The following is a 12806-nucleotide window of genomic DNA, read 5'->3' on the forward strand; positions in this document are numbered from 1 at the left end:
GACTAAATCCCCATTTCCGACAGCCAACTCAAAATTAATTGATTAACTTTTTCGGGATGTTCATCGTGGGGACAGTGACCAGCTTTGGCAATCGGATAAAATTGGGTATTATTTCCCATTTTGGCTCTTTCTTGGTAAATTACCGAACCAGCGATCGGTGTCCAAGGGTCATCCTCTCCCCAGAGTACCAATAAAGGGCGATCGATTGGCGGTAATAATTCCTGGGGAGATGGTCCGGGGGGTGCTGTCAACACCGATGCAAACACTCCCCACGCACCCGCATCACAGGAGGGTTGATAGAGAATTTCGACTAATTCCTCGGTAATCGCGGTATGGTCGCGATAAACTTGTTTTAAGGTGTTACGGATGCGATTTTTTTGCCTTACCTGTTCAAAAATAAACTTTCCTGTCACGGGAGAACTAACTAAACCGGTAAAGGCAGCCATGATTAAACGCAGCGGAAAATTTAATTCTTCGGGACGATGGTTTAATCCTCCAGCACAGTTGATAATTACTCCTCCGGCAGTGATTTCGGGAGATTCTGCCATCAGCATTAAGGTAATCAGTCCCCCGATAGAATTACCGATAAATACCGTCGGTTTTGCGATTTTTTCCCGCCAAAAGTCTTGTATTTGCCGCTGCCAAAGGTCGAGACTATAATCTAAAGCGGGCTTATCCGCACCCCCAAATCCCAAAAGATCTAGGGCATAGACTTGATAGCCATTTTCCGCTAAAACGGGGATATTTTTGCGCCAATGACCGATAGATGCCCCAAAACCGTGAATTAAGACTAGGGGTTGTCCTTCTCCCCGCACAGTGTAGGGGATGGTGTGACCTTGCCATGTCCAAGACAATTGCTCTAAGCTAGTGGCAGTGAGCGGCGATTGTAGTGCCATTGTATGAAGTTTTATTAAGTGATATTTAAATTATAGAGTAAAAATCAGCCGAGAATTTATGCCACAACGCCAGACTTTTACCAATAACTCGATGGCAATTTCCTATTTACAATGGAGCGATCGAGGTATGCCTCTATTATTATTGCACGGCATGGCGGATCATGCTTTGGTTTGGTCAAGTTTGGGCGATTATTTAAGCTCAAATTATCAAGTTATTGCCCCAGATTTGCGGGGACATGGGGAAAGCGATAAACCGGCAACTGGTTATCACTTTCAGGATTATATCGGCGATTTAAGGGCTTTAATTAATCATTTAGGTTGGAGGCAAGCACATATTTTAGGTCATTCTTGGAGTGCTAAAATAGCGGCAATTTGGGCAACTCAACAGCCGGAAGTATTTAAGAGTTTAATTTTAGTCGATCCCTTTTTTATCGATAAAATGCCTAGTTGGATGAGGATAACTTTTCCAATTCTCTATCAAGTTTTGCCATTTTTAAAGATTACTCGTTCCTTTGATAGTTATCAGAGCATAGAAGCGATCGCTCGTCAATTAAAACAATATAAAGGTTGGTCAAATTTACAGCAAGAGGTGTTTAAAAATGCCATCGAACAAAAAGCTGATGGCAGTTGGAGCAGTAAATTTACTTTATCAGCACGCGGGGAAATTTTTGAGGATGTCATGGGGTTTGCTGGATTAACTAAAACTTTAGATATTCCCAGTTTATTAATCCTTCCCCAACAGGGATTAAATCGCACTGCTTGGCAAATTCAATCCTATAAAAAGTATTTAACGTCTCTAGAGATTAAAAAGATACCGGGTAATCATTGGGCATTTTTAGGGGAACCTGAAACTTTTAATCAAGCAGTAGGGGAATTTTTATCTGTTCGCGAAAATGACGATGGTTAATTAGAAGGTAATTGAGCTAATTTTAAGCTGGATTACGCTGCCCTAAGTAGGTAGGTATTAAAAACTTTCAGATACCCCCCTTATCAAGGGGGGCAGAGGGGATCGAACCTAAAATCCATTTTTAATTTAATTATAACCAGCTACTTAACACCCTAAGTTTATATAAATTTCTTCGGCAATATTCCTGCTACCTCCAGACTCTCCCACTCTAATTTTGCCATTCTCTAAACATCTGTGTAAATAACGAGAATCTGCCAAAATATCGATAATTTTAACCGCAGCATTTTTAAATAAATTTACCTCCGTGGGTTTCTTTCCAATAGTTATCACCGATTCCCCTAATAAGCGCATTTGTGCCTCAGCAAAAGGGTAGGTAAATTGGGGACCAAATCCGGGTATTTGTAGGACGGGTTTTCCTAATCCTACCGCTTGTTCTACTGCTGTCCCTGCCATGGCTAAACAAGCGTCACAATGGTGTAGAATATCGGCAAAAGCATCACGATAACAGCACACCTTAGCCCCATTTTTCTCTAATTTTCCCGCTCCTAAATAATGCCATCCCTCTTGTTTAGCTAAATTTTCTAAGTCGGTTTCTCTGATGCTAGGAACGATAGCAGCCCGAAACTGCATCGGTTTAATTTTAACTATTTCCTCACAGACTTGTAACTGTAAAGCTAAATTACTTAAAGCTTCGGGTAAACGACTCCCCGCTAATAAAGCAATCATGGGAATTTGACTATCCAATTCTAAATCTTTACCCGTTGGTGTTAAGACATCCATAATCGGATAACCAGCAAAAATCGCTTTTTTAATACCCCGATTTTGTAGATCTGTTGCTGTATATTTATCCCTAGTGAAAACCCTCAAACACTTGTCTGATCTCAAACATAATTCTGTCAGTAAAGGTAATTTAATTGTACCTTCGTAATAACTGGAAGTAGAAACAATAAAAGCCACAAAAGGACGACTGGTTAAGCGAGCGATCGCAATCGGTACGATATCCCCCACTGCTATCAATAAATCACAATCCTTGCTAACTTTAAAAGCTGCCTGAATTTGTTTAATAGTTAGACCGATTAATCCCGCCCCAATATCCTTAATCCAATTAAAAGGATTGGTATAAATAATTCCCCCCGAGGGCATAGTGGCAGTGGGGGCAATAATAGGTACTGGCAATTTTTGATAAGCTTTTCCCTCTCCCACTAAAGGCAAAGCAGCTATAGATAATTGGGGCTGAATTTTTTGTAATTCTCCCACAATTAAACTAGCATTTAAATCCTCGCCATGACCATTACTAAGAAATAAAACCTGTTTAAGCATTGATTGGCTATCCTCTATATTCCCTTGCTGCCAAAGAAACCGCCACCGTCACCGATTTTGCTTCTATTTGCTTGCTGACTAGCAAAGTCTCGCCCATTTTTAAAGCGGCAGCTTCGGCGACGCTAGGAGTTCCCATGTCCTCGTTGACAATAGCCGAGGGATTGGGGACCTTAATATCTCTCAACTCCTGGGCAGTAAAAGTTTTTAGGGGCAATCCTTTCTCTTGACAGTAGGCAATTAAACCCCGTTCATCAGCTTTGATGTCAAGGGTGGCGATACCGGCAATAGCGGCTAAAGAGAGGTGATAACGCTCAAAAACAGCCCTAATTGCCCTATCTATGACTGCTTTCTCCGTGCCACGGATGCAACCTATGCCTAGCCATAATACTCGTCCATGCCATTGCACTTTTGCTGGGGAAGGAGCCGTTTCATCTGGTTTGTCCTTGAACCTGCCATCAATATTATAGCTTTGTGGGTGCAACCCTCAAACTTAAGCTGAAGCCTAGCAAATCTACAAAAGAAACTGATCACTGCTGACTGATTAAGCTGTAGCTTCTAAAAATACGCCTAAATTGCGGAATTTTTGATAACGAGATTCGCGCCGTTGTTGGGGAGTTAACAAAGATAAAGCCTCTAAATTTTCACTAATAGTGGCTTTTAAATTGGCTGCCGCTTTAATCGGATCAGCATGGGCCCCTCTGGAGGGTTCAGGAACGATCTGATCGATAATATTTAACTCTTTTAAATCTTTTGAGGTAATTTTGAGGGCAACTGCCGCTTTATCGGATTTTTTGGCATCTTTCCAGAGAATGGCGGCACAAGCTTCGGGAGTCGCCACGGTATAGACAGAATGCTCTAACATTAACAGGCGATCGCCGACCCCAATGCCCAAAGCACCGCCGGAACCACCTTCACCAATAACAGTACAAATGATCGGCACATCTAAACGGAACATTTCCCGAAGATTATAGGCGATCGCTTCTCCTTGACCTAATTTTTCCGCTTCCACCCCCGCCCAGGCGCCGGGGGTGTCAATAAAGGTTAAAATTGGCTGATTAAACTGATGGGCGTGTTCCATTAAACGCATGGCTTTACGATAACCGCCGGGGGCAGCCATGCCGAAATTTCTAGCCACATTATCCTTAGTATCCCGGCCTTTTTGATGTCCGATAATCACCACGGGACGACCGTTAAAACGGGCAACACCACCCACAAGGGCGGGATCGTCGTAACCACCGCGATCACCGTGTAACTCGAACCATTCATCGGTGATGGCTTGAATATAATCTAGGGTACTGGGGCGCCGGGGATGACGGGCTAATTGTAGCCTTTGGGAAGGGGTGAGATTGCTAAAAATTTCACGACGTAATTGATTAGCTCGTTCGTCTAGTTGACTAATTTGTTCCGAGACATCCACGCTATTTTCTTGGGCTAATTCTTTAATCTGTTCGATGCGGGATTCTAATTCGTAGAGGGGTTTCTCAAAATCTAGGAGAAAAATCTTTTTCTCGGTAGTCTCGTTTTTAGTCATAGGTTAGTGGCTAGAAGTTTACTTGGAGCTAATCTTTTCTAGCTTACCGTTTTTCAGCGATCGATTATCGGCAGCTTCGGGATTACCCGGAGATAATTTCAGGTTATCGATCGAAATTTGTCAATTGTCGTATAATAATAGATTGTGCCTTTTTCACCCCAAGGAGGATTAGTTATGGCAGGAAGTGAACTAAAAGCGGATCTATGGGTTAACGAATATATTACCCCCTGGGACATTTATAGTCATGGGGTTTCGCGGATTTTAGCCTACAAAAAAACCGCTTTTCAGGAGATGTATATTGTTGAATCGGGGGCCTATGGAAAAGCCTTGGTACTGGATGGGAAATGGCAATCTTGTACGGGGGATGAATTTATTTATCATGAAGCATTAGTGCAACCGGCAATGATTGCCCACCAAGAACCAAAAACTGCTTTAATTCTGGGAGGTGGTGAAGGTGCGACAACGCGGGAGTTATTGCGTTGGAAAACAATCGAAAAAGTGATGATGATCGATATCGATGGGGATGTGGTGGCAGCTTGTAAGGAACATCTTCCCGAAATGCACCAAGGCACTTTTGATGATCCTCGTTTTCAGTTAGTTGTGGCCGATGCTTTAGAAGTTTTAGACACTACTAACGATAAATGGGATATTATTATCTCCGATCTAGTTGATCCCATCGAAGAGGGTCCTTCTTTCCCCCTATTCACGAAAGAATACTTTGAAAAACTACAAAGAGTTTTGGCAGAAAATGGCATTGTGGTTGTCCAATCTGGCCCGGTTTCTCCTCCTTCGGTGATGTATCATGCGCGTTTGGTGAATACTTTAAAAGCAGTTTTTCCCTACGTTCATTCCTATTGCGCTCCCACTCCTAGTTATGGTTCCCCTTGGGGTTTTACCCTCTGTGCTAATCATCCTTTAAATACTCGTCCCGATCCGGACGTGGTAGATGAATTAATCAGCGATACAACTACGGGAGGATTACGTTTAATTGATGGCATGAGTTTACTAGGAATGTTACAAACTCCTCTCTATATTCGTCAAGCAATCGCACAAAATACGGAAGTTTATACCCTGGCAAAACCCCCGAAATTCTTCGGTCAAGGAGTAATCAGTTATCAGTAATCAGTTATCAGTTATCAGTTATCAGTTATCAGTTATCAGTTATCAGTTATCAGTTATCAGTTATCAGTTATCAGTTATCAGTTATCAGTTATCAGCTATCAGTAAATAAGGGTTATAACTAGAAATCGATCGAGTCTTCATGATTGAGAATTGCTTGCAGTATTTCTAGGGGAACAGTAGCAAAGTATTGCTGGAGAAAGTTCTCTAGGGCCACCGCTTCTAGAAATTGCTCAATCTTATTAATTTTCGCCTCATGATTGACTAATTCAAAGGATAAATTTTCTTGATTTTTCTTGACTTTAAAGCCATTTTCTGCTAGGGAAATTAATCCTAATTCTAGGGTATGATAACTGAGGTTTAAGCGGTTTTGTAATTGTTGACGGGAAATACTGGTTTTAGTTCTAGCTAAATATTTCCCGATCCCAACAAGGTTTATCCATGGGGTGTGAGCGGATTTTTTTAAAGGACTAGCATAGGCAAGAACTAACTTTTTATCGCGTAAAATTGCCTGTTGATATTCCCGGGAAAGTTTTGTCCAATCCCGGGGACATTCCCAGAGAAAAAGGGGATTTAATTTGCTAACTTCTTGACTAATTTCTCGATGGCGATTGTCGATTAAAAAATCTTTTTTATTGCTATAGGTTAGGGATTCTTGTTGATAGGGTTGCAGGGCAATTAAGCGCACTTCATAGCGATTTTTGTAGGTATTAAAATCTAATTCAACTACGGCATCATAACGGGTATCGGCAGCAATTTCATCTTTGTGATGACCCCACCACATACCGGGGAAACCCTGCTCGATTGAACTATCCCAGATCTCAAAAGTTGTCCGGGGATAAGCGATTTTTCTGCCTTTGAAATCTTCAAGATTTTTATGCCAAAGATTGTGAAAATAACAATTTTGAATTAATAGCTTCGGTGTCGGATTACCCATCCCGCAGGGTTCCAGTAATTTTAATTCTCTAAATAGACTTTTTCCCAATTGGGAAACCGTCACCACCGCATCCACTTCTATCTGGGAAGAAAGGGAAGTTAAATCAATTCCTGTGCGTCGCAATTGTTGATTAATTCCCTCAATAAATAGGGGTAAATTTTCTATGGTTAAACTTAAACCTGCGGCCAAAGGATGACCACCAAAACGATGTAAAAGATGGGATTGAGAGGATACTAATTGATAAAGATCGATCTCGCGAATTGACCGAGCGGAACCCTTAGCAAAAGGTGGTTCACTGGTACTTAATAAAATTGTCGGTCGCTGGTATTCTTGGGCAATTTTTCCCGCAACTAATCCTAAAATTCCCGCCATCCATTGGGGATCATCTAAAATAATTACATTAGTGGTGGAAAGATCAATTCTTTCTAGTTTTTTCTGAACTTGTTTAATAATATCCCGTTGGATTTCTTGGCGACGAATATTGGCTAATTCCGCTTGTTCAGCTAATTCTTGACAACGTTTTTCATCTTCACTGGTAAGTAATTCCACACAAAATCTGGCATCGCCATAAATGCGACTGACGGCATTAATGCGCGGTCCAATACCGAAGGATATATCCATCGGTCTATCTCCGGTTTTGTTACATAAATCGAGTAATTTTTTAACTCCTAAACGCTGAGTATTTTGCAGTTTTTGCATACCTTTTTGAGCTAAATAACGACATTCTCCCGTCAATTTGACTAAATCGGCAATTAAACCAATCGCAACTAAATCCAGTAAATTTTCTAGGGGTTTTCTGGGAATATCTGCCAGGGTTAAATACATCGCTTCCACTAATTTATAAGCAACGGCAACCCCAGAAAGATGATAGAAAGGATGGGTTTCCACAAAGTAGCGGGGATTAATCAGGGCAATCACCTCGGGGCGCTCGTCGGGTAGGGTATGATGATCGGTGATGATAATATCGATGCCTAAACTTTTTGCATAGTCAATTTCGGCGATATTCGTGCTTCCCGTGTCACAGGTGACGATTAAACTGGTTCCTTGACGCGCTAGTTTCTCGATACCAGGAGAATTGAGTCCGTGGGATTCTTTTTGGCGATCGGGTATGTAATAATCTAACTGTTGATAGGGTGGGAAAAACTGCCCCAATCCTTCCCAAAGGACACTGGTAGCGGTGACACCATCGGCATCGAAATCACCCCAAATAGTCACTTTTTCACCTTTATTTAGGGCTTTTTCCAGTCTTTTGACGGCGAAGTTCATTTCTTGCCCAAAATCAAAGGGAGTTTTTGACTGATAAGCTTTCTCATCCAGAAACGTCCGCAGAGTCACCACATCCCGGACACCGCGATGCCATAATATTTGTGCCACGACGCTGCCATCCGACTCTGGGGTGTAGTCTTGGACTATTTTTAAAAACTCTTGGGGAAGCTCTACCGATGGGGGAATTTGCCAGTTAGACACGGGATATCAAGGAAAAAGTAAAAAGGAAAAAAGGTGACAGTCAACTTTTGTGATTTTCCCTATCTCCATTTAGCCACCACTAACGGGGGGAATTAGAACTATCTCATCGCCATTTTCGAGGATTTTCTCTCCCGAAACAAACTGAAGATTGACTCCAAAACGAGTAACATCCCGCCATCTTTCTAATTGGGGATAGGGGGCTATAATATAGTTTAACACTGCTGCCACGGAAGTGTGGGCGGGAAATTCGAGGTTTAATTGTGAAGTTTGATAGACTTCTTGATAAATAGCAAATAGTTTTACTGTGATCGTAATCTTTTCCATCTTTACATCAATATTTTTCCTAGGATAATAACATTAATTGAGAACCCTGTTCGGTTTTGCGGACTTCGATGCGATGTTGAAAAGCTTCTTTAAATTGAGGCATATGAGTTACCGTCAAAATACAGGCAAAATCGGCGGATATAGCGTTAATTGCCGCAATTAAGCGCTCGCATCCCTCCGCATCCTGAGTTCCGAATCCCTCGTCAACAATGAGCATTTGTAGGGCTGTTCCGGCTCTTTGTGCCAATAATCTCGCTAAAGCTAATCGAATCGAGAAATTAATCCGAAAAGCTTCCCCTCCTGAATAGGTTTCGTAGGGACGGGATCCCCGGGTATCACCAATAATAATATCTAAAGTATCGATTGACTTTTGTTGCTGTTTCTTAGTACCTTTACCGCTTTTTTGGGTTAAAAAATGCACATGAAATTGATTACCAGTTAAGCGAGCTAAAATATGATTAGTTTGTGCTTCTAACTCTGGTAAAACATTCTCAATCATCAGAGTTTGTAAACCATTTTTTCCGAAAGCTAGGGCTAACTCTTTATAAACTCTATATTGTTTTTTAACTTTAGCTAAATCCCTCTCTTTTTCTATCAGTTGTTTACCTAAAGTTTCCAGTTGATGTAACTTCTCCTCAACCCGACCTTTTTGGGAGAGCAATCCATCAATTATCTGTCTTCGCTGTTGAATATTAGTCGATAATGCGGCTATTTCTTGGCGATAGTCAGTCAAAGTACCAATCTTTTGACTAATATTTGCTAACTCCTGATTCAGCTTCTGGCGATCCTCATTTCGCAGCTGTAATCTTTGCTCAATGTCAGCGATTTTAGCGGCTATTTCTGGATAATTTTTTTCCGCTTGTTGCCAGTCTTGATACTGTAATCTTACTCCCTGTAATTGTCGGATCAGATTTTGAATATTCTGATGTTCACTGCGATCATAATTTAAGTTTTGAATAAGCTTTTCTAAGCGTTCAATTTCCTGTTTAATTGGGGAATTTTGACCTAGTTCTTGCTTCTCTTTTTCTATTCTAGCTAGTTGATTGATTAAATTAGGTTTCTCAGCCTTGATATTAGCTAAACGACGGTTTGCTTGCTTAAGTTCTGATTCTTGAATTTCTGCCCAACGCCATCTTTTTTCTTCTCCTCTGACTAAAGCATGACTTTGTTCATCATAGTTTAAGAAGGCAATTTCTTGATTGACAATTTGCAATTCTTGCTGTAATTCTAGGGCATAATTGCCACTGCTTAAAAGTGCTTCTAACTCCGCAAGTATCTCCTCGGTTTTCTCTAGTTCTATTTCCTTTTCTTCAATAGTTTCTAACTTGACTTCTAACTGCACATATTTTTGTTGTAGATTCGATCTTACTGGCAATTCTTGTTTAATTTGGGCTAATTCCTCGCGTAAACGTTTTAAATCTCGATCGCAGTCTGCCATCCCTTCCTGTAGAGACCAAATTTGCTCTTGAATTTGTTCTTGATGTTGATGGGTTTTCCTGATTACTTGATCACGGTGATGACTGTCTAAATTCTGTTCACACAAAGGACAAACCGAATCGGGAATATTTAATTTTTCCAATTTATCAGTTAACTCTAAAAGTTGTTCTTCATATCTTTTCTGTTGATCTAATAAACTTTTTTTATCCACTTGTTTAAGAGTTTCCTTTTCTTCAACTCGTTCACAATAGGTTTGTTTTTTATCTAGTTCCTTAATTCGTTTGGCTAAATTGAGAGCTTCCTCTCTTAGTAGAGGAATACGATCAATTTCTGTCTCTAATTGTTGCCGATTTCTTTGCAGTTGTTCCCGACGAGCATTGATGCCAGCTTTTTCCCGTTCCAACTGCATATTTAGATCAGCTTTTCGGCTATTTAAAGGAGCATATTTTAAAGCTAATCTATCCAATTCCTGAAGACGTTGACGATGATAATTTAACTTCTCTAATCCTGCTTGAATATCCCCCGCTTGCTCGATAATTTTTTGAGTTTCTTGTTCCTGTCTTCCCAATTCTTCTAAACGAGCGCTCGTTTGTTGGATGGGAAGGGTAAATTCGTTAATTTTTTGCTGTAATTTCTGTTCTAATTGTTGTTTATCATACTGGGCCTGTTGCCAAGCTTGTAATTGACTTGACAAACTTGCCTCTTTCTGGTCTAAATTGATTAGGCGCTCGTGGGCGGCAATGATTTCATTTTTGCGATGAAGAATAGTCCTTATTTGATTTAATTGATTGTCTAGACTAACTTTTTCCCGGTCTAATCTCTCGATTTCTGCTAATAAAGCTCGCTCCTGTTCTCTTTGCCACTGCCGCTGTTTTTCCCAATTCTGACGCTGATTTTCTTCCCCTTGTAGTTGCTGTAAACGCCGATTATTTACCTCTTGTTCTTGATTAATTTGGTCAATTTGGGTGTTTAACTCTTGCAGCTGCTCCCGATAAGAATTTTTCTCCTGAAGACGGAGTTTGATAGTTTCTACTTGCTGCTCGATCTGGAGGGACTGTCCATCAAATTGTTTCGATATATCCTTGGCTTTATTTGCTAAAATTTCATAGCGATCGAGTTGTAATAATTCTGCTAAAATCTGTTTACGACCACTGGGAGGCTGTTTCATAAACTCGTCCGCTTGTCCCTGTCGTAAATAAGCAGAATTAATGAAAGTTTTATGGTCTATTTTTAGATAAGTATTAATCTGTGCTTGGGTATCTTTAATACTTTTACCCGATAAAGGACGAAAACTCTGATCATTAATCACCTGAAAATCTAAACCAGAAGCTTTCCCTCCCCGGTGACGACTACGGATAATTTTATAGATTTCTCCCCCATAACTAAACTCGAAATCTACCCGCGCATAATCGCTGCCCGCATGAATCACATCATCAGCAATCGAGGTGCGACTTTCTCCCCAAATTGCCCAAGTAATTGCTTCGAGTAAAGAGGATTTTCCCGCACCATTGGCACCACAAATACAGGCAGTATGTAATCCGCGAAAATCTAGCACTGCCTCGCGATAACTGAGAAAATTTTTCAGGGTTAATTGTAGGGGAATCATAAGCTGGGAGGTGGGGAAGTGGGGAAGTGGGGAGGTGGGGAAGTGGGTAGAATGCAGTACAAGGCATAATTAGCGGAAATTCGGTCACTCAGCCTCAGTAAAATATTAGTATCAAATAGATATTTAGCCATTAGTCATAGATAGTTTCACGCCCTAAGGCTTCATCGGGTAATCCGGGGGTATCCTTGGGTTGACTTTCCAGAAATTTTAGCCAATCTTCTGCTTTTTCTTGGGAGGTCATCTCTTCAATTTTTGGCGAAGTTATCTGAGTTAGAAATTGGCTGAAGTTTAAGACTTCTTGTTGCTTTTCTAAAGGAAGTTTTCGCAAGTTTTCGATAACGGCTTGTTCAATATTCATCAAAATTCAGCTTGTCGATTAATCGGCGTACTAAAAAGCATCAATCTCTTCAATACCTGCCGTTTCCCCATTATATCACCCCCCCGCTCTGGCACTGACCAAATCCCCCCACTTGGCTGCGATATTATTCCTACGCAAGTCCCTAACCGCTCGGAGTCGCCCCATTTGCTAATCTAAAGGAAAGATAACCGATTCTTAAGACCAAATCTATGAGCATTCCCGAAATTAGCGTCCATGAACTCGCTCTCCGTTTAGCCGATCATGATCCTAATTTACAACTTATTGATGTGCGCGAACCGGAGGAAGTTGCGATCGCATCTGTGGCCAGTTTTACCATTTTACCCTTGAGTCAATACCGAGAATGGTCGCCCACTATTGCCACCCAATTCAACCCCCAAGCGGAAACCCTCGTTATCTGTCACCATGGCATGAGATCCCTGCAAATGTGCCAATGGCTACAAAGTCAGGGTTTTACTAATGTTAAAAATATTAACGGCGGCATCGATGCTTATTCCCTTCTCGTCGATCCTAATATTCCCCGCTACTAATTTTCATGGCCCCCATCGGGAAAAAAGAGGGGTAAACCATCCCCTTTCTCCCCATTGATTACGGTTCCTCGGTTTGTCTTATGCAATGGACGGGGTTATAAGGAATGAAACCCTTATAGAGACAGACATTGCTGCTATTTTTGTCAATTGTTTTCGATCTAGAGCGAACTAATCAATTAAATCTCTTGTCAGGTAAGGATTTAGTCGATTTATGCCCCCCGATCGAACCATACCAAGTAACGAAGAACCTTGATTACTGACTACTGATAACTGATAACTGATAACTGATAACTGATAACTGATAACTGAATAAGCGTTATACTGTCTAAAAAAATGTTATAAATCTTTTGTTAAGA

General features: G+C 41.0%; 11 protein-coding genes. 3 read left to right on the top strand and 8 right to left on the bottom strand.

From position 1 onward, the window contains the following. Window positions 1-2 precede the first annotated feature (2 nt). On the bottom strand, window positions 3-896 hold the full coding sequence (locus RAM70_RS17565) for an alpha/beta fold hydrolase (RefSeq protein ID WP_045358086.1): 894 nt from the start codon (window positions 894-896) through the stop codon (window positions 3-5). A 58-nt stretch (window positions 897-954) separates the two neighbouring features. Between RAM70_RS17565 and RAM70_RS17570 the strand changes: the two genes are divergently transcribed. Beyond that, window positions 955-1803 carry an alpha/beta fold hydrolase gene (locus tag RAM70_RS17570; protein ID WP_312674865.1) on the top strand — a complete coding sequence of 283 codons (849 nt, stop codon included), beginning with the start codon at window positions 955-957 and terminating at the stop codon, window positions 1801-1803. Between the two features lie 144 nt (window positions 1804-1947). Here RAM70_RS17570 and RAM70_RS17575 read toward each other — a convergent pair whose 3' ends face one another. From RAM70_RS17575 to accA, 3 genes are all read right to left on the bottom strand, one after another. Beyond that, window positions 1948-3123, bottom strand: a complete 1176-nt coding sequence (locus RAM70_RS17575; RefSeq protein ID WP_312674867.1) for a lipid-A-disaccharide synthase-related protein — start codon at window positions 3121-3123, stop codon at window positions 1948-1950. 7 nt (window positions 3124-3130) lie between these two features. Then, window positions 3131-3583: a cobalamin biosynthesis protein gene (locus tag RAM70_RS17580; RefSeq protein WP_312675948.1), complete on the bottom strand. Its 453-nt coding sequence runs from the start codon at window positions 3581-3583 to the stop codon at window positions 3131-3133. Between the two features lie 81 nt (window positions 3584-3664). Beyond that, the gene (gene accA / locus RAM70_RS17585; protein ID WP_045358094.1) at window positions 3665-4654 is read right to left on the bottom strand and encodes an acetyl-CoA carboxylase carboxyl transferase subunit alpha; all 990 of its coding nucleotides are present in this window, start codon (window positions 4652-4654) and stop codon (window positions 3665-3667) included. A 174-nt stretch (window positions 4655-4828) separates the two neighbouring features. Here accA and RAM70_RS17590 point away from each other — a divergent pair, with 174 nt between their 5' ends. Continuing rightward, a complete protein-coding gene (locus RAM70_RS17590; RefSeq protein WP_312674869.1) occupies window positions 4829-5776 on the top strand; it encodes a fused MFS/spermidine synthase in 948 nt (315 codons plus the stop codon). 118 nt (window positions 5777-5894) lie between these two features. On the opposite strand, the gene recJ is transcribed toward RAM70_RS17590, so the two are convergent. The 4 genes from recJ to RAM70_RS17610 form a co-directional block, all read right to left on the bottom strand. Next, on the bottom strand, window positions 5895-8177 hold the full coding sequence (gene recJ / locus RAM70_RS17595) for a single-stranded-DNA-specific exonuclease RecJ (protein WP_312674871.1): 2283 nt from the start codon (window positions 8175-8177) through the stop codon (window positions 5895-5897). A gap of 69 nt (window positions 8178-8246) precedes the next feature. Continuing rightward, on the bottom strand, window positions 8247-8501 hold the full coding sequence (locus RAM70_RS17600; RefSeq protein WP_008196963.1) for a MoaD/ThiS family protein: 255 nt from the start codon (window positions 8499-8501) through the stop codon (window positions 8247-8249). 19 nt (window positions 8502-8520) lie between these two features. Next, window positions 8521-11544, bottom strand: a complete 3024-nt coding sequence (gene sbcC / locus RAM70_RS17605; RefSeq protein ID WP_312674876.1) for an exonuclease subunit SbcC — start codon at window positions 11542-11544, stop codon at window positions 8521-8523. Between the two features lie 130 nt (window positions 11545-11674). Continuing rightward, the gene (locus RAM70_RS17610) at window positions 11675-11902 is read right to left on the bottom strand and encodes a hypothetical protein (protein ID WP_004163204.1); all 228 of its coding nucleotides are present in this window, start codon (window positions 11900-11902) and stop codon (window positions 11675-11677) included. A 209-nt stretch (window positions 11903-12111) separates the two neighbouring features. On the opposite strand from RAM70_RS17610, the gene RAM70_RS17615 reads away from it, so the two are divergent. Continuing rightward, window positions 12112-12450: a rhodanese-like domain-containing protein gene (locus RAM70_RS17615; RefSeq protein ID WP_045358107.1), complete on the top strand. Its 339-nt coding sequence runs from the start codon at window positions 12112-12114 to the stop codon at window positions 12448-12450. Window positions 12451-12806 lie beyond the last annotated feature (356 nt).

This window comes from Microcystis wesenbergii NRERC-220 (genome assembly GCF_032027425.1).
Lineage (GTDB): Bacteria > Cyanobacteriota > Cyanobacteriia > Cyanobacteriales > Microcystaceae > Microcystis > Microcystis wesenbergii_A.

Coding starts and splice junctions, on each gene's coding strand:
- RAM70_RS17565 (WP_045358086.1), bottom strand. CDS start 896: ATGGCACTACAATCGCCGCTCACTGCCACTAGCTTAGAGCAATTGTCT.
- RAM70_RS17570 (WP_312674865.1), top strand. CDS start 955: ATGCCACAACGCCAGACTTTTACCAATAACTCGATGGCAATTTCCTAT.
- RAM70_RS17575 (WP_312674867.1), bottom strand. CDS start 3,123: ATGCTTAAACAGGTTTTATTTCTTAGTAATGGTCATGGCGAGGATTTA.
- accA (WP_045358094.1), bottom strand. CDS start 4,654: ATGACTAAAAACGAGACTACCGAGAAAAAGATTTTTCTCCTAGATTTT.
- RAM70_RS17590 (WP_312674869.1), top strand. CDS start 4,829: ATGGCAGGAAGTGAACTAAAAGCGGATCTATGGGTTAACGAATATATT.
- RAM70_RS17600 (WP_008196963.1), bottom strand. CDS start 8,501: ATGGAAAAGATTACGATCACAGTAAAACTATTTGCTATTTATCAAGAA.
- sbcC (WP_312674876.1), bottom strand. CDS start 11,544: ATGATTCCCCTACAATTAACCCTGAAAAATTTTCTCAGTTATCGCGAG.
- RAM70_RS17610 (WP_004163204.1), bottom strand. CDS start 11,902: ATGAATATTGAACAAGCCGTTATCGAAAACTTGCGAAAACTTCCTTTA.
- RAM70_RS17615 (WP_045358107.1), top strand. CDS start 12,112: ATGAGCATTCCCGAAATTAGCGTCCATGAACTCGCTCTCCGTTTAGCC.